The organism is Methylobacterium sp. WL7 (assembly GCF_008040085.1).
GTDB classification, from domain to species: Bacteria; Pseudomonadota; Alphaproteobacteria; order Rhizobiales; family Beijerinckiaceae; genus Methylobacterium; species Methylobacterium mesophilicum.
This window is the reverse complement of record NZ_VRVG01000013.1, coordinates 52,403-71,130: the sequence shown is the minus strand read 5'-3', so window position 1 is coordinate 71,130 and position 18,728 is coordinate 52,403. Positions and strand designations below refer to the sequence as shown.

The 18,728-nt window shown below is 70.9% G+C and carries 18 protein-coding genes and 1 riboswitch; of the genes, 15 read left to right on the top strand and 3 right to left on the bottom strand.

Going from position 1 to position 18,728, the window contains the following annotated elements:
• The first annotated feature begins 65 nt into the window (after positions 1–65).
• The gene (gene ppk2, locus FV233_RS06175; protein ID WP_187277719.1) at positions 66–977 is read left to right on the top strand and encodes a polyphosphate kinase 2; all 912 of its coding nucleotides are present in this window, start codon (positions 66–68) and stop codon (positions 975–977) included.
• A gap of 19 nt (positions 978–996) precedes the next feature.
• On the opposite strand, the gene FV233_RS06170 is transcribed toward ppk2, so the two are convergent.
• Positions 997–1,455 carry a nuclear transport factor 2 family protein gene (locus tag FV233_RS06170; protein ID WP_147896930.1) on the bottom strand — a complete coding sequence of 153 codons (459 nt, stop codon included), beginning with the start codon at positions 1,453–1,455 and terminating at the stop codon, positions 997–999.
• 262 nt (positions 1,456–1,717) lie between these two features.
• On the opposite strand from FV233_RS06170, the gene secG reads away from it, so the two are divergent.
• The 4 genes from secG (at position 1,718) to FV233_RS06150 (ending at position 6,069) form a co-directional block, all read left to right on the top strand.
• Positions 1,718–2,122 (top strand): preprotein translocase subunit SecG, encoded by a 405-nt coding sequence (secG, locus tag FV233_RS06165; RefSeq protein WP_147896929.1) that lies wholly within the window; start codon positions 1,718–1,720, stop codon positions 2,120–2,122.
• A 227-nt stretch (positions 2,123–2,349) separates the two neighbouring features.
• Complete coding sequence (locus FV233_RS06160; RefSeq protein WP_147854407.1) at positions 2,350–3,978, top strand: CTP synthase; 1,629 nt, start codon at positions 2,350–2,352, stop codon at positions 3,976–3,978.
• Positions 3,979–4,042: 64 nt separating this feature from the next.
• On the top strand, positions 4,043–4,495 hold the full coding sequence (locus FV233_RS06155) for a DNA polymerase III subunit chi (protein ID WP_147896928.1): 453 nt from the start codon (positions 4,043–4,045) through the stop codon (positions 4,493–4,495).
• A 2-nt stretch (positions 4,496–4,497) separates the two neighbouring features.
• Positions 4,498–6,069 carry a peptidase S10 gene (locus FV233_RS06150; protein ID WP_147896939.1) on the top strand — a complete coding sequence of 524 codons (1,572 nt, stop codon included), beginning with the start codon at positions 4,498–4,500 and terminating at the stop codon, positions 6,067–6,069.
• A gap of 3 nt (positions 6,070–6,072) precedes the next feature.
• Here the strand turns inward: FV233_RS06150 and FV233_RS06145 are convergent, their stop codons facing one another.
• The gene (locus FV233_RS06145; protein ID WP_147896927.1) at positions 6,073–7,428 is read right to left on the bottom strand and encodes a coagulation factor 5 8 type domain-containing protein; all 1,356 of its coding nucleotides are present in this window, start codon (positions 7,426–7,428) and stop codon (positions 6,073–6,075) included.
• A gap of 223 nt (positions 7,429–7,651) precedes the next feature.
• Positions 7,652–8,674 (bottom strand): DUF4424 domain-containing protein, encoded by a 1,023-nt coding sequence (locus tag FV233_RS06140; protein ID WP_246689919.1) that lies wholly within the window; start codon positions 8,672–8,674, stop codon positions 7,652–7,654.
• Positions 8,675–8,902: 228 nt separating this feature from the next.
• Positions 8,903–9,098: riboswitch (cobalamin riboswitch) on the top strand.
• Between the two features lie 33 nt (positions 9,099–9,131).
• On the opposite strand from FV233_RS06140, the gene FV233_RS06135 reads away from it, so the two are divergent.
• From FV233_RS06135 to FV233_RS06090, 10 genes are all read left to right on the top strand, one after another.
• Positions 9,132–9,314, top strand: a complete 183-nt coding sequence (locus tag FV233_RS06135) for a CbtB domain-containing protein (protein WP_147854404.1) — start codon at positions 9,132–9,134, stop codon at positions 9,312–9,314.
• A gap of 16 nt (positions 9,315–9,330) precedes the next feature.
• Positions 9,331–10,065 (top strand): CbtA family protein, encoded by a 735-nt coding sequence (locus FV233_RS06130; protein ID WP_147896926.1) that lies wholly within the window; start codon positions 9,331–9,333, stop codon positions 10,063–10,065.
• Complete coding sequence (locus FV233_RS06125; protein WP_147896925.1) at positions 10,058–10,471, top strand: DUF1636 domain-containing protein; 414 nt, start codon at positions 10,058–10,060, stop codon at positions 10,469–10,471. Before FV233_RS06130 ends, FV233_RS06125 begins: the two co-directional genes overlap by 8 nt.
• The gene (cobW, locus tag FV233_RS06120; protein ID WP_147896924.1) at positions 10,468–11,502 is read left to right on the top strand and encodes a cobalamin biosynthesis protein CobW; all 1,035 of its coding nucleotides are present in this window, start codon (positions 10,468–10,470) and stop codon (positions 11,500–11,502) included. The genes FV233_RS06125 and cobW overlap by 4 nt, the downstream gene beginning before the upstream one ends.
• 72 nt (positions 11,503–11,574) lie before the next feature.
• Positions 11,575–15,150 carry a cobaltochelatase subunit CobN gene (gene cobN / locus FV233_RS06115; RefSeq protein ID WP_147896923.1) on the top strand — a complete coding sequence of 1,192 codons (3,576 nt, stop codon included), beginning with the start codon at positions 11,575–11,577 and terminating at the stop codon, positions 15,148–15,150.
• On the top strand, positions 15,147–16,508 hold the full coding sequence (gene cobG / locus FV233_RS06110) for a precorrin-3B synthase (protein WP_147896922.1): 1,362 nt from the start codon (positions 15,147–15,149) through the stop codon (positions 16,506–16,508). Before cobN ends, cobG begins: the two co-directional genes overlap by 4 nt.
• The gene (locus FV233_RS06105) at positions 16,505–17,185 is read left to right on the top strand and encodes a precorrin-8X methylmutase (protein WP_147896921.1); all 681 of its coding nucleotides are present in this window, start codon (positions 16,505–16,507) and stop codon (positions 17,183–17,185) included. Before cobG ends, FV233_RS06105 begins: the two co-directional genes overlap by 4 nt.
• Positions 17,185–17,964 carry a precorrin-2 C(20)-methyltransferase gene (locus FV233_RS06100; RefSeq protein WP_147856049.1) on the top strand — a complete coding sequence of 260 codons (780 nt, stop codon included), beginning with the start codon at positions 17,185–17,187 and terminating at the stop codon, positions 17,962–17,964. Before FV233_RS06105 ends, FV233_RS06100 begins: the two co-directional genes overlap by 1 nt.
• A gap of 73 nt (positions 17,965–18,037) precedes the next feature.
• A complete protein-coding gene (locus FV233_RS06095; RefSeq protein WP_147896920.1) occupies positions 18,038–18,313 on the top strand; it encodes an AbrB/MazE/SpoVT family DNA-binding domain-containing protein in 276 nt (91 codons plus the stop codon).
• Complete coding sequence (locus FV233_RS06090; RefSeq protein ID WP_147896919.1) at positions 18,310–18,726, top strand: type II toxin-antitoxin system VapC family toxin; 417 nt, start codon at positions 18,310–18,312, stop codon at positions 18,724–18,726. Before FV233_RS06095 ends, FV233_RS06090 begins: the two co-directional genes overlap by 4 nt.
• The last annotated feature ends 2 nt before the right edge of the window (positions 18,727–18,728 follow it).

The following is an 18,728-nucleotide window of genomic DNA, read 5'->3' as shown; positions in this document are numbered from 1 at the left end:
GGTCTCGGGACTGTCACACGATCCTGCTTTGTGGGGCGTGACGACACCCGACCGCGAAGCCTGCCATGACCATCGATCACGACCGCGCCGACCCATCGATGGTGGACATGATCCGCCGCGAGATCCTCGACAGCTACGACGAGGAGATGGAACTCGGATTCGAGGACGACCGCCTCGACAGCCTCGAGGGCGGGACCGGCTCCGGCAGCGACCGCCGCTTCTATTTCCGGGAGCTGCTGCGCCTCCAGCACGAGCTGGTCCGCCTGCAGGACTGGGTCCAGCACAGCAAGCTGCGCGTCGTCGTCCTGTTCGAGGGGCGCGATTCGGCCGGCAAGGGCGGCGTGATCAAGCGGATCACCCAGCGCCTCAACCCGCGCGTCTGCCGGGTCGCGGCGCTGCCGGCGCCGAGCGAGCGCGAGCGCACGCAATGGTACTTCCAGCGCTACGTCAGCCACCTGCCGGCCGGCGGCGAGATCGTGCTGTTCGACCGCTCCTGGTACAATCGGGCCGGCGTCGAGCGCGTCATGGGCTTCTGCTCCGATGCCGACGTCGAAGAGTTCTTCCGCTCGGTGCCCGAGTTCGAGCGCATGCTGGTGCGCTCCGGCATCGTGCTGCTGAAATACTGGTTCTCGATCACCGACGAGGAGCAGGCCCTGCGCTTCCACATGCGCATCGCCGACCCGTTGAAGCAGTGGAAGCTGTCGCCGATGGATGTCGAATCCCGCCGGCGCTGGGAGGACTACACCCGCGCCAAGGAAGACATGCTGACCCGCACCCACATCCCCGAGGCGCCCTGGTGGGTCATCGAGGCTGTGGACAAGAAGCGCGCCCGGCTGAACTGCATCAGCCACCTGCTCGAACAGATCCCCTACCAGGACGTCGAGCATCCGCCGGTTCACCTGCCCGAGCGGGTTCGCCACGCGGATTACATCCGCACGCCGACCCCGCCGGAGATGCTCGTCCCGTCGCGCTACTGAGCGGCGAACTGGTCGCGCGTCAGAGCTTGAACGCCTGGCGCGCCATCAGGCGCCAGCGGCCGTCGTCCCGGCGCCAGACCTGCAGCACACCGATATGGACCGGCGAGGTTTTTCCACCCGCGACGGTCTCACCGGTGAAGACGTGCCGGACGATCGCGTCCTCCCCGATCACCGAGGCCGAGCGGTCCGACAGCGTGATGCTGGGGAAGCGCGAGGCGCCGCTGGTCAGCGCGCCGACGAAGGCCGCCTTGTCCTGCACAACGCCGCTCGAATGGCCGTAGCTCAAGCCGTCCAGGGTGAGGGACGCGAGGGCGGTGCCGTCGGCCGCGAGCAGGGCCTTGGTCAAGGCATCCACCGCCGCCTCGACCTCGGCGGTCTGGCCGGAGGCCTCCGGTCCGGCGGCGAGTCCCGGCGGCGCATGAATCAGGATCGGCGCGGCGAACGCGGCGGCGAGCGCCGAACGGCGTGAGATGGTCATGGCGGGCCTCCCGGGCGGGGCGGCGCGTTCGATGAGCCGCCTTCCCGCCCGACAGAGCACGGTCCGGTGCCGGACGCGAGGCCGACCGGGAACAACCGGGGGCCGATCGTCAAGTTGGCGCCGGCCGGCGAGTGGTGTATGGCCCGGGGCAGATTTGCGACCGGCGCGCCAGGTCCGACGTCTGGCACCGGCCGCCCCGCGCCCGCCGCCGGACCGCCCCTCGGGACCGACGCGCGAAGCCGCACCAGATTCCGGAACACCGATGCAGACCGTCCTGATCGTCGTCCACCTCATCATCGTCCTGGCGCTGATCGGCGTTGTGCTGCTCCAGCGCTCCGAGGGCGGCCTCGGGCTCGGCGGGGGCGGCGGTGGTGGCGGCGTCGGCGGTTTCATGACCGGCCGCGGCCAGGCCAACGCCCTGACCCGGGCGACCGCAATCCTGGCCGCCCTGTTCTTCACCACCAGCATGCTGCTCGCCGTGATGTCGCACCGCTCGGCGGCGCCGAAGTCGATCCTCGACACCGGCGCGTCGACGCCCGCCGGCCAGCCGGCCAAGCAGCCGACCGGGGCCGACAACCTGCTCGACACCCTGCGCCAGCAGCAGGACCGGGCGCCCGCGACCGCCCCGGCCCAGCCGGCCGTACCCGAGGCGCCGCAGTCGCGCTGACGCGGCGCATGGCCGAAACGGATACCGGGTCGGCACTGGACGCGCGTGACAACCGGCCCCGTGAGCCGCAAGAGGTCAGGCGGCGGATGAGCGAGGGCCGACGATTCGGCTCAGCTCCGGTCCGCCCTGGCGGGCCGTTCCCGTTGCCCGCCTGATCCCCAACCATTCCATCGCCGGCAGGCTTGCCGTTTGGCAAAGGCCAGCGCTTTCTGTATGGACCGAGGCCCATGACGCGGTACGTTTTCATCACCGGCGGCGTGGTTTCCTCCCTCGGTAAGGGACTCGCCTCGGCGGCGCTGGCCGCCGTACTCCAGGCCCGGGGTTACCGGGTGCGGATGCGCAAGCTCGACCCCTACCTGAACGTCGATCCGGGCACGATGAGCCCGACCCAGCACGGCGAGGTGTTCGTCACCGACGACGGCGCCGAGACCGACCTGGATCTTGGCCATTACGAGCGCTTTACCGGCGTGCCGGCGAGCCGGGCCGACAACATCACCACCGGCCGGATCTACCAGGACATCATCGCCAAGGAGCGGCGCGGCGACTATCTCGGCGCCACCATCCAGGTGATTCCGCACGTCACCAACGCGATCAAGGATTTTGTCCTCGACGGCAACGACACGTTCGACTTCGTGCTGGTCGAGATCGGCGGCACGGTCGGTGACATCGAGGGGCTGCCGTTCTTCGAGGCGATCCGCCAGCTCGGCCAGGAACTGCCCCGCGGCACCTGCGCGTACGTCCACCTGACGCTGCTGCCCTACATCCCGTCGGCGGGCGAATTGAAGACCAAGCCGACCCAGCACTCCGTGAAAGAGCTGCGCTCGATCGGCATTCAGCCCGACATCCTGCTCTGCCGCTGCGATCGGCCGATCCCGGTCGAGGAGCGGCGCAAGCTCGCGTTGTTCTGCAACGTCCGCGAGACCGCGGTGATCGAGGCCCTCGACGTGGCCTCGATCTACGAGGTGCCGCTCTCCTACCGGAAGGCCGGGCTCGACCGGGAGGTGCTCGGCCATTTCGGCCTGGAGCACGGCGAGGAGCCGGATCTCGGGCGCTGGACCACCATATCGGACCGGGTGCGCAACCCCGAGGGCGAGGTCTCCATCGCCATCGTGGGCAAGTACACGGGGCTGAAGGACGCCTACAAGTCGCTCACCGAGGCGCTGATCCATGGCGGCATCAGCCACCGGGTGAAGGTCAACCTCGAATGGATCGAGGCCGAGGTGTTCGAGCGCGAGGATCCGGCGCCGTTCCTCGAAGGCCTCAACGGCATCCTGGTACCCGGCGGCTTCGGCCAGCGCGGGGCAGAGGGCAAGATCCGGGCGGCCCGCTACGCCCGCGAGAAGCGCATCCCGTATTTCGGCATCTGCTTCGGCATGCAGATGGCGGTGATCGAGGCCGCCCGCTCGCTGGCCGGCGTCCCGGACGCCAACTCCACCGAGTTCGGCGAGACCTCCGAGCCGGTGGTCGGGCTGCTGACCGAGTGGCTGCGCGGCAACGAGCTGGAGCGCCGCGCCGCGGTCGGCGACCTCGGCGGCACCATGCGGCTCGGCGCCTACGACGCGCAGCTCGAGCCTGATTCGAAGATCGCCCAGATCTATGGCTCCACGCAGATCTCGGAGCGCCACCGCCACCGATACGAGGTCAACATGGCCTATCGCGAGCGGCTGGAGGCGAAGGGCCTGCGCTTCTCCGGCCTCTCGCCGGACGGGCTCCTGCCCGAGACCGTCGAGCATGTCGGGCACCCGTGGTTCATCGGCGTGCAGTTCCACCCGGAGCTGAAGTCGCGCCCGTTCGAGCCGCACCCGCTGTTCAAGGGGTTCGTCGGCGCGGCGATCGAGCAGAGCCGGCTGGTCTGAGCGCCGGGGCGCGGCTCCGCGCCGCTGCTCGCGCCGTGGCCCCGAACCCTATATCGGTCGGACCGTGACCGAGATCCTGTTCTACCACATGCAGCGACAGCCCCTGGAGAAGGTGCTGCCGAACCTCGTCGAGCGCTCGCTCGGCCGGGGCTGGCAGGCCGCGATCCAGGCGGCCACCGAGGAGCGGCTTCAGGCCCTCGATGACCACCTGTGGACCTATTCCGACGAGAGTTTTCTGCCCCACGGCACCGACCGGGATCCCGATGCGTCAGGACAGCCGGTGGTGCTGACGCTCCGCGACGTGAACCCCAACACGGCCTCCATCCGATTCCTGGTGGAGGGCGCCGACCTGCCGCCGGACGCGGAGAGCTACGAGCGGATCTGCATCCTGTTCGACGGGACCGACCAGGACGCCCTGCTGCGCGCCCGCGAGCAGTGGCGCCAGGCCAAGGAGGCGGGCCACACCGTCGCCTACTGGCAGCAGGACGATTCGGGCCGCTGGAACAAGAAGGCTTGACCGTGCTCCTCCGCAAGCGTCTCGCGCATGCCGCGCTCGTCCTGACCCTGGCGGCGCCGCTGCCGCTCCACGCGCAGGACGCACACCATCCCGGCCCGCAAGCGGAGGCCAAGCCGGCTCCGCGTGGGCCGGAGGGCCGGCGCCTGCCGCCGGACTCGACCACCCGCCAGAGTGTGACGCTCCCCGATGGACGGACCCTCGACTTTACCGCCACGGCCGGCAGCCTGCCGCTCGTCGACGAGGCCGGAAAGCTTCAGGCCGAGGTGGCCTACGTCGCCTACACGATGGCCCCGCAGTCCGGGCGCGAGCGGCCCGTCACCTTCGCGGTCAACGGCGGTCCGGGGGCGGCGTCCGCCTACCTGAATATCGGGGCGATCGGCCCGTGGCGGCTGCCGACCGGGGGCGCCAGCATCAGCCCGTCGCAACCGGTAGCGTTGACGCCCAATGATGGCACCTGGCTCAACTTCACCGACCTCGTCTTCATTGATCCGGTCGGCACCGGCTACAGCCGGGCCGCGGACGGGAACGGCAAGAGCTACTGGAGCATCGACAGCGACGCCGCCACGCTCGCGGCCGTCATCGCCCGCTACCTGCGGGTCAACGACCGCATGGCGAGCCCGAAATTTTTCGTCGGCGAGAGCTACGGCGGCTTCCGCGGGCCGCTGATCACCGAGAAGCTGCAGGAGGATATCGGCGTTGGCCTGTCCGGCCTGGTGCTGCTGTCGCCGGTGCTGGATTTCGGCTGGCTCGAGACCCCGCGGGCCAATCCCTGGGGCTACGTGCTGAAGCTGCCGTCCCTGGCGGCCGGCGCCCTCGAACGGGCGGGCACGGCGCCGAGCCCGGCTCTGCTCGGCGACGCCGAGGCCTACGCGGTGGGCCCCTACCTCGCCGACCTGCTCAAGGGCCCCGGCGACAAGGCCGCCGTTGCGCGCATGACCGACAAGGTCGCGGCCTTCACCGGGTTCGACGCAGCCTTCGTGAAAGCGCAGGCGGCGCGCCTGTCCACCCGCAGCGTTCAGCGCGAGTTCGACCGGGCGGAGCAGCGCGTCACCAGCGCCTACGACACCGGCATCACCGGCTGGGATCCGAATCCGGACGCAGCGCAATCGGGCTTCGAGGACCCCCAGCTCACCGCACTCCAGGCGCCTCTGACCAGCGCGATGCTCGACCTCTACGCGCGCACGTTGAAATGGCCGGTGCCGAACATGCGCTACGAGTTGCTGAACAATGCCGTGAACCGCGGCTGGACGTGGGGCTCGGGCCGCCAGGCCCCGGAGGCGCTGTCAAACCTGAAGGGCGTGCTGGCGCTGGACGGCCGGCTCCGGGTGCTCGTCGCCCACGGCTTCACCGATCTCGTGACGCCCTACTACGCCTCGAAGCTCCTGCTCGCACAGGTGCCGGCCTACGGCGCCGGGCGGGTCAGCCTCGCGGTCTACCCCGGCGGCCACATGTTCTACTCTCGGGACGATTCCCGGGCCGCATTCAAGCGGGACGTCGAGCGCCTGTACCGGGATGCCGTACAGGCGCGCGGGGCGATCGCGGACCCCGTCGAGCACCGTGAGGACAAGCCCTGATCCTCAGGCAGCGTCGTCGAAGGCCAGCGCCTCGGCCGGGTACTCGATCATCATCCGGCGCTGCGTGTCGGTGTTCTGCCACTCGCCGACCTTGATGTAGCGCTCCTCCAAATCCCGGACCTCGACCACCCGGTCAATCGACGGGATGCCCCGGAAGATCTGCGGCCAGTTGGACGCGAAGTAGAAGACCTGCTCGACCCGCTCGGACAGGTGGCAGATCGCCGGGCCGAAGGTCCCCAGGCCGAACACGAGGTAGCGGCCGTTCACCAGGGCCGTGACGTCGGCGATCAGCGACTCGCTCTGCGTCTCCACCGGCAATCCGAGGCCCCGCGCGTAGGCCTCGACCTCGGCGATCACCGGGTTCAGCCGGTTCTCGAAGACCAGCTTGACCGAACGGATGCGGCCCTCGCCGAGCAGCCGGTCGATCACCATGCGGTAGAACGCGAAGGGCGGCTGGGGATAATGCGGGTCGACCCAGGTGCTGAAGATGTCGCCCGAGCGGATGTGGATCAGGAGCTGGTCGTCAGGCTTGGGCGGGAACGTCGCCGGCAAGCCGTTGAACAGAGGGCGGATCATCCCCTGGATGATCGCCCGTGAATCCGGCGGCGCGTCGAGGCTCACCTGCCGCTGGAACTGCGTCGGATCGAAGAACAGGCCGGACAGGAAATACCCATCGGCCGGCAGCGGCTCGTCCGGCGGCAGGAAGGTGATGCCGTCACAGGTCAGACGCTCGGTCAGGAAGATGACCTTGCTGCGGTCGAACTTCGGAACCGCCACGTATTTCAGGTTCAGCGCCTTCGCGACGGACAGCGCGATGATGTACTGGATCAGGCAGTTGCCGAAGGCGCCGTTCTGGTACACCGCTACGCCCACCAGGGCGCGGCTCGTGCGGCCCGGACTGCTCTCCAGGGTGTAGGCGGTGAAGGCGTTGGCGCCGGGCTTCTCGTTCAGGAGCGAAACGTCGAGGCCCAGCATAGCCCGCAGGGCGATCAGGTCGAACGCGGCCTCCTCGCACATGACCCGGACCGTGGCGTTCGGCATCGCGGCCGGAATCGCAACGCGCACGGAGCGCGTCCAGGCGCGCTCATCTGCCTCGATGACGGCAGTGCCCACACCCGACTCGACCTGACGGAACGCGATACCGGGTTCGGACCAGGATGCGCCGTCCTGCGAGAACAGGATGGCGCCCTTAGCGGCCGAACCGCCCTCCCCGCCCGGGATCACGACGACGGACTGGACCGGGAAGCGGCCGCCGAGGTCGAGTTCCAGCCAGGTCCCATCCGCCTCGACGACGCTCTGCGGGGCGCGGCCGGCGGCGAGATCGACGAGGGCGGGTGTCGGGGCGTCTGCCGGGGCCATCGTGTCTCCGAAGCGGTCTGGACCGGACGCGGAGGACGCGGCCGGAAGGCGCGCCCGGCGGTGCCCGTATCGAACCCAGCCCGTCAAGCCCATGGGCCCGCCGTGAGGGCCGTTCCCGATCGGGGGGCAATCGGGAACGGCCCTCAGTTCTTGATGCAACGCGCTCGCTTACGCCGAACCGGTATCCACTTCGGCGGCGAGCACTCGAGACCGCCCGACCGTCTCATCCGCCCGACTTGGTCTTGAGCAGCAGGATATCGATATCCCGCTTCGGAACGTAGTCCCTCGCGATCATCTCGAAGGTCGTCGGGCCGGTCTTCTTCACCTCGGCACCGCAGAACGAGACCAGGGTCGCGGGATCGCCCTTGTCCACGACCAGCTTGAACACGCCGATCGGGCCGGCCCAGTCGCCCCCGGAGGTGATCACGTGGGAGAGGGATCGCTCGTAGGCCTGGAACGCCCGGCTGCCGTCGGCACTCGCCCGCCGATACAGGGCCTGGGCCACCCGCTCGAAGGTCGGGTCCGTGCAATATCGGATCGCGTAGTGCGCCTTCTGCGCCGGGTCGAGGGTCGGCGCGCCGTAGGACAGGCTCGCGAGACCCCCGAGGCTCGGAACGTAGCTCTGGCGGATCGCGATCTCGCGCCCGGCCGGGAAGACCTGCCGGCGCCAGAACTTCGATTTCAGCGTCCAGAGCGGGGCGTCCGCGATCGTCCCGTCCTTGTGCTCCTGCCGCTCCAGGATCCCGGCAGCGATCAGGTCGCGGCGCTGGCGCTCGCCGAGCCGGCGCAGGGCCGCTTCCGTCGCCGCGGTGGTCGGCACGAGCGGGATCCCCAGTGCCTTGAGCTCGGCGGTGATCTCCACGGGCGGTGTGGCGCTCCGCATCAGGAAGGCCCGCTGCTCGACCTGCGCTTCGACCGGCTCGCCATCGACCGCGGCCTGGAGCTTCAGGAAGTTGTCGTGGGCCGGATCGGGAATCGAGACCAGCATCTCGGAGTCGCCGGTGATGTCGGGCATCGGGAACGTGATCGTGGTCTCGATGTCGGCATCGGTCTGGTTCCGGAACCGATAGTCGATCCGCACGGCCTGCTCCGAAAGGTACAGCTCCTCCGCGGCCAGGGCGATCCTGTCGGTCTTCCCCACGACAAGCCCCCCGGCGACGAGCGCGGCGGCGCGGTCGTCGGCCCGGACCGGAAGGGACGCCGCCGCCAGGATGGCGAGGGCCAGCGACAAGGTACGCATCGACATCAACGCTCACGGGTTCGAGAATCGGATACGGACCGGGATCGTCCACGCCGGCCGTTACACGGCGCCGGTGCTGACGGCCAAGCTGCGACGGCGGAAGCGCGCGTCGGCGACTCGCGCCCGGACGCGTTTCGACGCGCCCGGTGACCGCCCGACCCGCATATCCGCGCCGTACCCCAAGAGTCGGAAACGATTCCGCTTCGCGTCCGTTGTGCGAGAGCTTTCATGCGTCTACAACGATGGCGTGACGGTGCCCCGGTGACTGGGTGAAAAGGGAATGCGGTGAGGGGTGCGAACCTCGAATCCGCGGCTGCCCCCGCAACTGTGAGCGGCGAGCGTCTGCCAGTAGGCCACCGGAGCGATCCGGGAAGGCGGCAGGCGCGCCGAGCCGCGAGCCAGGAGACCTGCCGTCACGACGAGATCCCGCAATGCCGCCGGTGGGGCGGCTGGAGACATGTTGATGACTACCTCGACCCTCGCCCCCGTCGCCACCGGCACCCGCGCCGGAGAGCGCCCGGTCGCCGTCGCGCTCGCGGCCTTCCTGGGCCTCGGCCTGCTGTTCATGGCGGGCTTCTCGCCGGCGATCGCGCTGCACAACGCCGCGCACGATTTTCGGCACACCCAGAACTTCCCCTGTCACTGACGCCCCTGGCGCAGGGATGATCATCCGGCTTCTGTCGGCGGCCCTGGCCGCCGGCTTCCTCGCGGCCGTCGTCGTGACGGGCCTCGAGTTGACGCTGACCTCACCGCTGATCGTGGCGGCCGAGCGCTACGAGACCAAGCAGACGCATCAGGCCGACCGGGGCCTTCCGGTCGTGCTGGCGCATGCCGGGCACGATCACGCTACCCCCGACGCCGCGCCCGAGTGGCAGCCCGCTGAGGGCCTGCCCCGGATGGCCTTCACGGCTCTGGCAACGCTCATGGGCGGGGTCGGCTATGCCCTCCTGCTCGGCGCGGCGATCCTGGCCTGCGGCCGTGAGCCGACGCGTCAGGTCGGTGTGGCGTTCGCGATCGCGGGCTTTGCCAGCGTCGCCCTGGCCCCGGGCCTGGGATTGCCGCCGGAATTGCCGGGCAGCGAGGCGGCACCGCTCGCCGCCCGACAGGCGTGGTGGGTCATGACCGCCGCCGCCACCGGGATGGGCTTGTACCTGATCACGATCCGGCGCTCACTGATCGCGATCCTGGGCGGGCTCGTGCTGATCGTGGCACCGCACGTCGCCGGCGCGCCGCTGGCTTCGGAGGTGTCCTCGGAGCTTCCCGCAGCGCTCGCGGCGCAGTTCGCGGCGCGTTCGCTGGCGATCAGCTTCGTCTTCTGGATGCTGATCGGCCTCGGCTTCGGCTGGGCCTGGCAGGCTCTCGGCCACGGAAGCGCGCGCGGGACGGCCCATGCCTGAGGCCGTCCTCCCCGAGACCGTCCTCTACGTCTGCACGACCTGCCGCCGCCCGGGCGACGATCCGGACGGGCCCCGAGCCGGCACGCGCCTGCTCGATGCCCTGCACGCGTGCAACACGGCCGGGCAGTTGCGGATCGAGGGCGTCGAGTGCCTGTCGGTGTGCAAGCGGCCCTGTTCAGTGGCGGTCGCATCCGGGAACCGCTGGACCTACGTCTACGGCGACATGGACCCGGCCGAGTCGGCAACCACCATCCTGGACGGACTCGCGGCCTACGTGGCGACGCCGGACGGCATCGTGCCCTGGCGGGAACGCCCCGCCGCATTCAAGACCGGCGTGATCGCCCGCATCCCGCCCTTTCCCGATCCCCGCCCGCGTCCGGCCGGCACCTTGGAGGCTGCGGAATGACCATCGTGACCAAGATTCCCTGCACCATCGTCACCGGCTTCCTTGGGGCCGGCAAGACGACGCTGGTCCGCCACGTCATCGAGAACGCCAAGGGCCGCCGCCTGGCGATCCTGGTCAACGAGTTCGGCGATGTCGGCTTCGACAAGTCGTTCCTGGCCGCCTGCGGCGTCGAGGGCTGCACCGAGGATTCCATCGTCGAGCTGCCGAACGGCTGCATCTGCTGCACGGTCGCCGACGACTTCGTGCCGGCGCTCGAGAGCCTGCTCGGTCGCGCTGAGCCGCCGGAGCACATCCTGATCGAAACCTCCGGCCTCGCCCTGCCGAAGCCGCTGGTCCAGGCGTTCCAGTGGCCGGCGATCCGCTCGCGGGTCACCGTTGACGGCGTCGTCGCCGTGGTGGACGGGCCGGCCGTGGCGGCGGGTGCCTTCGCGGAGGATCCCGAAGCTCTGGCCGCCCAGCGCGCCGCCGACACGGCGGTCGATCACGACAACCCGCTGGAAGAAGTGTTCGAAGACCAGCTCCTCTGCGCCGACCTCGTCGTGCTCAACAAGTCCGACCTGCTCGACGCCGAGACCCGCGCCCGGGTTCGTGCCGAGGTCGAGGCGCAGCTGCCCCGCGCCGTGAAGGTGGTGGAGACCGAGAACGGCGCAATCGACCCGCTGGTGCTGCTCGGGCTCGGCGCCGCGGCCGAGGACGACCTCGACGCCCGCCCCTCGCATCACGGAGACGGCGAGGACCACGACCACGACGACTTCGAGACCGTGGCCCTGCCGATCCGCCCCGCCGTCACCGCCGGCGACCTCGCGGCCCGCGTCGAGAAGGCCGCCGAGGCCGCGGGCGTGCTGCGGATCAAGGGCTTCGCCGAGGTCGAGGGCAAGGCCATGCGCCTCGTGGTGCAGGGCGTCGGCCGGCGCGTCGCTCACCATTTCGACCGGCCCTGGCGGGCGGGCGAGAACCGGGACGGGCGCCTTGTGGTGATCGGCCTGAAGGGCTTCGACCAGGGCGCCGTCGCCGCGGCGCTCGCGGGATGATCGCGATCGCGCGCGCTCCCTCGTTGAGACGCTGCGCGCACGCCCGATCCGGCGTGGCCTAGGAGGCGCGCCATGCATCTCGTCCGCATCGATACGGTCTCCCTCGACGAGGGCGAGGCGGCGGTGGATCTCGGGCAGGAGCCCGGCGACCTCGTCGTGCTCTCGTTCACCGACAGCGACCTCGCGGGCATCGGCCAGGCCCATGCCGGCGAGCCCGGGCTGCCGAGCCTGCGGCTCGCCAAGCTCGCCAAGCTCCGCCACCCGATGTCGGTGGACCTCTACGTCGAGCGCGTCGTCGCCCGCGCGAAGCTCGTTGTGATCCGCTGCCTCGGCGGGCTGGATTACTGGCGCTACGGCATCGAGCGCTGTGCCGCCGCGGCACGGGCGCACGGCGTCGTGCTGGCGGTGCTGCCGGGCGACGACCGGCCGGACCCACGGCTCGCCGGCTTCTCCACCGATCCGGACCTCGCCGAACAGCTCGACGGATATTTTCGCGCCGGCGGCCCGGAGAACCTGCGGCGGATGCTGCGCCTGCTGGCCGTCCGGATCGGTGCGGGCGGCGTGGTCGAGCCGCCTCAGCCGCTGCCACGAGGGTTTCCCTGGTGCCCCGGCTGCGGCGCGCTGCCTCTGACCATCGCCATCGCGGCAGCCGAGACGGCGGTTCCGCTGGCCGACGTGCGGACCGGCACGGCACCCCTGGTCTTGCTGCTGGTCTACCGCTCCGCGGTGCTGGGCGGCGATACCGCGCCGTTCGTCACCCTGGTCGCGTCGCTGCGCGCCCGCGGCATCGGCGTGCTGCCGATGGCGGTGTCGAGCCTCAAGGAGCCGGAGGCGGCCCGGGCGGTGGCCGAGGCCGTGCGCGCCCGCAAGCCGGATCTGGTGATCGCCGCCACCGCCTTCTCGGCGCGGGAGGACGGGATCGACTTCGTCCTCGATGGCGCCGATTGCCCGGTGCTCCAGGCCTACACGGTCGGCTCGCCCCAGGCGGCCTGGGAGGCTTCGGCCCGCGGCCTCGGCGCCGCCGACCTCGCCATGCAGGTCGCCCTGCCGGAATTCGATGGCCGGCTTTCCGGTTTCCCGATCTCGTTCAAGGAAGAAGCCGCCGAGGTCGCCGGCTTCGCCGAGCGCCGGGCGGTTCCGTATCCGGCCGGCATCGAAGCCCTGGCCGAACGGGCGGCGGGCTGGCTGCGTCTCGCCGCCCTCCCCCGGGCCGAGCGACGGGTGGCCGTCGTGCTGTCCGACTATCCCGCCCGCGGCGGCCGGGCCGGCTTCGCGGTCGGCCTCGACACCCCCGAGAGCGCCCGCGCGATTTTTTCCGATCTTGCCGGGTCGGGTTACGCGACCGGCCTGCCGCCCGAACCAGCCGTGCTGATGCAGGCGCTTACCGAGGGCGAGACCGGCTTCGTGGTCCCGCTGGCGGATTATGGCGCTTGGCTCGCCGGATTGCCGGCAGGAATGCGTGACGCGCTGACCGCGGCCTGGGGCGAGCCGGCCGCCGACCCGGTGTGTCGCGATGATCTTTTCCGGTTCCGGATGGTCACAGTCGATGCCGCTGCACGTCGGCCAGCGTCACACGGCGGTCCGGGCAGCCTCGAAGAGAAGCAGCTTTCGCACGCCTTACCGGAGGAGTCGTGGGTCCCCTCTCTGGTGCGGGAGAGGGACAGGGTGAGGGATGCGCCTCGTCCGGAAAGACCTGATCCCTCACCCCAACCCTCTCCCGAACGGGAGAGGGGGCACGTGGCGTTACCCGCGGGCCGCGATGTGACTGCCAAAGCTGTTGCGGCTGGTGCGGGTAAACTTGCGCTCTTCCTTCAGCCGGACCGCGGTCGCGACCCCGACCGCAAGTCCGGCTACCACGATCCCGAGCGCGTCCCGACCCACGCCTACCTGGCGTTCCACCTCGGGCTCCGGCAGCATTTCGATGCGCTGGTACAGCTCGGGACCCACGGCACCACCGAGTGGCTGCCCGGCAAGGCGGTGGCACTGTCGCCCGGCTGCTTCCCGGCGCTCTGCGTCGGCGGATTGCCAGTCATTTACCCGTTCATCGTGGACGATCCGGGCGAGGCCGCGCCGCTCAAACGCCGGCTGGGCGGGATCGCGCTCGGCCATCTCACCCCCGATACGGAGGTGCACGCCCTGTCACCGGAGGCCGCGCGCCTGCGCGAGTTGGTGGAGGAATATTCGTCCGCCAACGTGCTCGATCCGCGCCGGGCCGGGCTGATCGCCACCGCGATCCTGGAGGATGCGGAGGCCGCCGGACTGCTGGCGGGTGCCGGGATCGGGCCGGACACGCCCATGGACGAAGCGCTCACCCGCCTCGACGCCCATCTCTGTGACCTCGGCGAGACCACGTTCCGCGACGGGCTGCACGTGTTCGGCCGTGCCCCCGACAATGCTCCGGAGCCGGTCCTGGCGAGCGCCGCCGGCGAGCGCGCGGGCCTTCTGGCGGCCCTGGACGGCCGCTTCGTGCCGCCGGGCCCCGCGGGCTCGCCGTCCCGCGGCCGCGCCGACGTGCTGCCCACCGGGCGCAACCTCGCGACGCTCGACCCGCGGGCGATCCCGAGCCGTGCCGCCGCCCTGCTGGGCGAGAAGGCCGCCGCCTCCGTGGTGACCCGCTATCTCCAGGACGAGGGCGAGTACCCGGCCCGGATCGTCATGGATCTCTGGGCGTCGCCGACCCTGCGCACCGGGGGCGAGGACGTCGCCCACGCCCTGGCGCTGATGGGCGTCCGGCCGGTCTGGGACCACGCCAGCACACGGGTCACCGGCTTCGAGGTGCTGCCGCTGGCGATGCTCGACCGGCCGCGCATCGACGTGACGGTGCGCGTCTCCGGCGCCTTCCGCGACACCTTCCCGGATACGCTGGCGCTGCTCGACCGTGCCGCCCGCGCAGTGGCCGAACGGGACGAGGAGGATTTCGAGAATCCCCTGGCTGCAGCGCGCCGCCGTGGTGAGACGACCGCCCGGGTCTACGGCGCGGCACCGGGTCGCTACGGCGCCGCCACGGCCGCCACCGCCCTCGACGGCGCGTGGGACGTCCGGGCCGATCTCGGACGGGCTTACCTCGCAGCCAGCAGCCACGCCTACGGCGACCGCGAGGGGCCGGACGCGGAATTCGGCGCCCGGGTCGCGGCGGCGGACGCCTATCTTCACGCCTTCGACGTGGCCGAACGCGACCTGTTCGACGGCGACGCCGCGGTGGACGCGATGGGCGGGTTCGCCGCCGCCGCCACGCTCCAGGGCGCCAGCCCCACCTTGTACAGCCTCGACGTCTCCGTTCCCGAGCGTCCGAAGGCCCGCACCGCCCGGGAGGATGCCGCCCGGCTGATCGGCGGGCGCCTGGCGGACGCCCGCTGGATCGCGGGCCAGCTCCGCCACGGCTACCGCGGCGCGCAGGAATTGGCTCAGGGCCTCGACGCCGTGTTCGTGCTGGCCGCGGCGAGCGACGCCGTGACCGATGCCGGCTTCGACCGCCTCTACGCGGCCTGGATCGCCGATCCCGACGTGTTCGACCGCCTGCGCGCCGCCAACCCGGCCGCGACCCGAGCGATCCTGGAGCGGTTCGACGAGGCCCGCGACCGTGGCCTGTGGCACAGCCGGCGCAACGCGCTGCCGGCCGACGCGCTGATGCCGGAGGCGGCCGAATGACTGTCTCCACCCATCGCCGGGTGCTCCCCGAGGCTCCGGCGCGCCGGGGCTGGTGCCCGGGGCTCAGCCGCCCGATGCCCACCGGCGACGGCCTGCTCGCCCGGGTGCATCCCCCCCTCGGGATCCTGACCTTGGCGCAAGCGCACGCCGTCGCCGAGGGCGCGCGCCGCTTCGGCAACGGCCATCTCGACCTCACCGCCCGGGCCAACCTCCAGATCCGCGGCGTCTCCGACGCGACGCGCACGCCGCTCGCCCGGCTACTGGAAGCCGCCGGGCTCGGCGACGCGCGTAGCGATGGCGGCCCGCAGCGGCTGACGCTGACAAGCCCCCTCGCCGGCCGCGATCCGACCGAAACGTTCGATGTGCCGGCCCTCGCGCGTGCGGTGGAGGCGGCGGGGCTCGCCGTGCCGGGGCTGCCGGCCAAGACGCTGGTGGTGGTCGAAGGGCGCCTGGGTGCGGAGCTGCCGGAGGCCGACGCGTACCTGTTCTCACATATATCCGGGGACATCGGGATCGCGGTCGCCGGAGGTCAGGGCTTTCACGATCTCGCCACCTGCGCTGCGGAGGAGGCGCCGGCCGCGATAGCGGCACTGCTGCAGGCCTTCGCCCGGACCGGATTGCGGCGAATGCGCGATCTGTCGCCCGATGACTTCAGCGCACTGGACAATGCCGTTCGGGTCGAAATCCAGACGCAGGTGCCCTCTCCCGTGCGGGAGGGGGGGCACCGTGGCGTCTCCCGATGGGCAGTGCCCTTCTCGCCGCGGGTCGGTGTCGAATGGTTGGCGCCAAGGCAGCGCATCCTCACGGTGGATGCGCCGTTCGGTCGCTGCACGGCCGATGCCCTCGACCAACTCGTGGGCCTTGCCGCCCGCCTCGGCGCCGAGGAGATCCGCCTGTCCCCGGCCCGCGGCTTCGTGTTGCTGCCGCTTCAGGATCCGTCCGCCGCAGATCTGACGGCTCTGGCCCGCAACTTCATCATCGCCCCCGATGATCCGCGGCGCAGCGTCGCCGCCTGTACGGGCGCGCCGGCCTGCGCCTCCGGATCGACGCCGACGCTCGTGGATGCCGCGCGTCTCGCGACGATGTTCGCGCCCCTCGGCCTGGAGGGGCGCGCGGCCCACGTCTCCGGCTGCGCCAAGGGCTGCGCCCGGCCCGGCCCCGCCGACCTGACCCTCGTCGGAAGAGGTGGCCTCTACGGCACCGTCATCGGCGGCGCGCCCGGCGATGAGCCGGCGATGCACCTCCCTATCGAGGCGGTGCTGGAGCGGTTAGGAAGGGCCAAGACCGTCGGGCTCGCCGCCGCCTTCGCGCCGGGGAACACCGTGACGGATTTCGGGAGGAACGAGAGACCGGCATGAGCGCGAGCCAGAATGCCCTGCGCCAGGCAGGTTCGGAGCCGGAGACGGCCTCCCGCTACGACTATATCCGCGACGGTGCGGCGATCTACGCGCGCTCCTTCGCGATGATCCGGGCCGAGGCCGACCTCGCGCGCTGGTCGGGAGCGGCCGAGCGCGTCGTCGTCCGGATGATCCATGCCTGCGGCATGACCGACCTCCCCGTGGACGTTGAGATGTCGGATGGGTTCGCCGAGGCCGGGGTCGCGGCGCTCCAGGCCGGAGCCCCGATCCTGTGCGATGTCCGGATGGTCGCCGACGGCGTCACCCGGGCACGGCTGCCTGCCAAGAACGCGGTGATCTGCACGCTGGGCGATCCGCGGGTGCCGGATCTCGCCGCGAGCCTGGGCACCACCCGCTCGGCCGCCGCCATGGAGCTGTGGCGGGAGCACCTGCCGGGCAGCATCGTCGCGGTCGGCAATGCGCCCACCGCGCTGTTCCGCCTGCTCGAGCTGCTGGACGCCGGCGTGCCGCCACCGGCCGCCGTGATCGGCATCCCGGTGGGCTTCGTCGGCGCCGCCGAATCGAAGGACGCTCTGGCCCGGGACGGACGCGTCCCGTTCGTGGTCGTCCACGGCCGGCGTGGCGGCAGCGCCATGACCGCGGCGGCGGTCAACGCACTCGCCAGCGAGGTCGAGTGATGGACGGGTTCGAGCGCGTCGAAGCCCCCGTCGAGGAGATTCCCGCAACGGCCGTGACCGGCACCCTCTACGGGGTCGGCATGGGCCCGGGCGACCCGGAACTGCTCACCGTGAAGGCGCAGCGCATCCTGATGCGCGCGCCCGTGCTGGTGCATTTCTGCAAGCGCGGCCGGCGTGGCAACGCCCGTACCATCGCGGACGCGATCCTGCGCGACCCCGCCCGGGAGATGCCGCTGGCCTATCCCTACACCACCGAGATCCACCCGGAGCATCCGGATTACGTGGCGGCGCTGGCCGCCTTCTACGACGACGCGGCCGGCCAACTCGCCGACCATCTCGGCGCCGGGCGCGACGTGGCGATCCTGTCGGAGGGCGACCCGTTCTTCTACGGCTCGTTCATGCACCTGTGGCGGCGCCTCAAGGACCGCTTCCCCGTGGAGGTGGTGCCGGGCGTCACCGGCATGTCAGGCTGCTGGACCCGGGCCGGCACGCCGATCACCTGGGGCGACGACATCCTCACGGTCCTGCCGGCCACACTGCCGCTGGACGCGCTCACCGAGCGCCTGCGCGGCACAGACGCCGCCGTGGTGATGAAACTCGGTCGGCATTTGCCAAAGGTGCGCGCGGCGCTCACCGCCGCCGGGCTGCTGGGCCGGGCCGTCTATGTCGAGCGCGGCACCATGGCGGGCGAGCGCGTGGTGATGCTCGCAGACAAGGCCGACGACGACGCGCCCTACTTTTCGATGGTCCTCCTGCCCGGCGAGGGGCGTCGGCCGTGAGAGCCGGACACGATCCGCGGCTCTGGCCAGTCATGCAGCGCAGCCTTACACTTTGTAGGTTGGAGGATGCATCATGACGACCTTGACGGTGACCGACCAGGGTCCGGTCACGTTCCGGAAGGACATCCTGAAGCATCTCGGAATTCAGCCCGGCGACAAGATCAGGCTGGAGCTGCTGCCCGATGGCCGGGCCGAACTGAAGGCCGATCGGCCGCGCGGCTCCTGGCGGCAGCTTCACGGGATCCTCAAGGGCAAGGGTAACGGCGCGCGTTGCTCGATCGAGGAGATCGACGAGGCCATCGCCGAGGCGGGGGCGGCCGCCGCTATGGCCGGTCTGGACCGGCCGTGAAGCTCACGCCTGATACAAACGTTCTGCTGCGCCTGGTCGTGGACGACGATGAAGCGCAGGCGCGCGCTGCGTTGGACCTAATGGAACGGGCCAGCCAGGTCGCGATCAGCCTTCACACGCTGTGCGAACTGGTTCGGGTTCTCCGCAGCCGATACGCGATGCCACGTGCTGAGATCGCGACTGCGATCCGCGGCCTGATCGAGGCCGACAACGTGGTAGCGAACCGACCGGGGGTCGAGGCGGGTCTGACGCTTCTCGAAGCCGGCGGTGACTTCGCCGACGGAGTTATCACCTTCGAGGGGCGGTGGTTGGGAAGCGAGGCTTTCGCGTCCTTCGATAAACGGCCCGTCAAGCTCCTTGGTGAGCAGGGCTTCGCCGCCCTGGTGCTGACATCGCAGGCAGACGCACGTTGAAC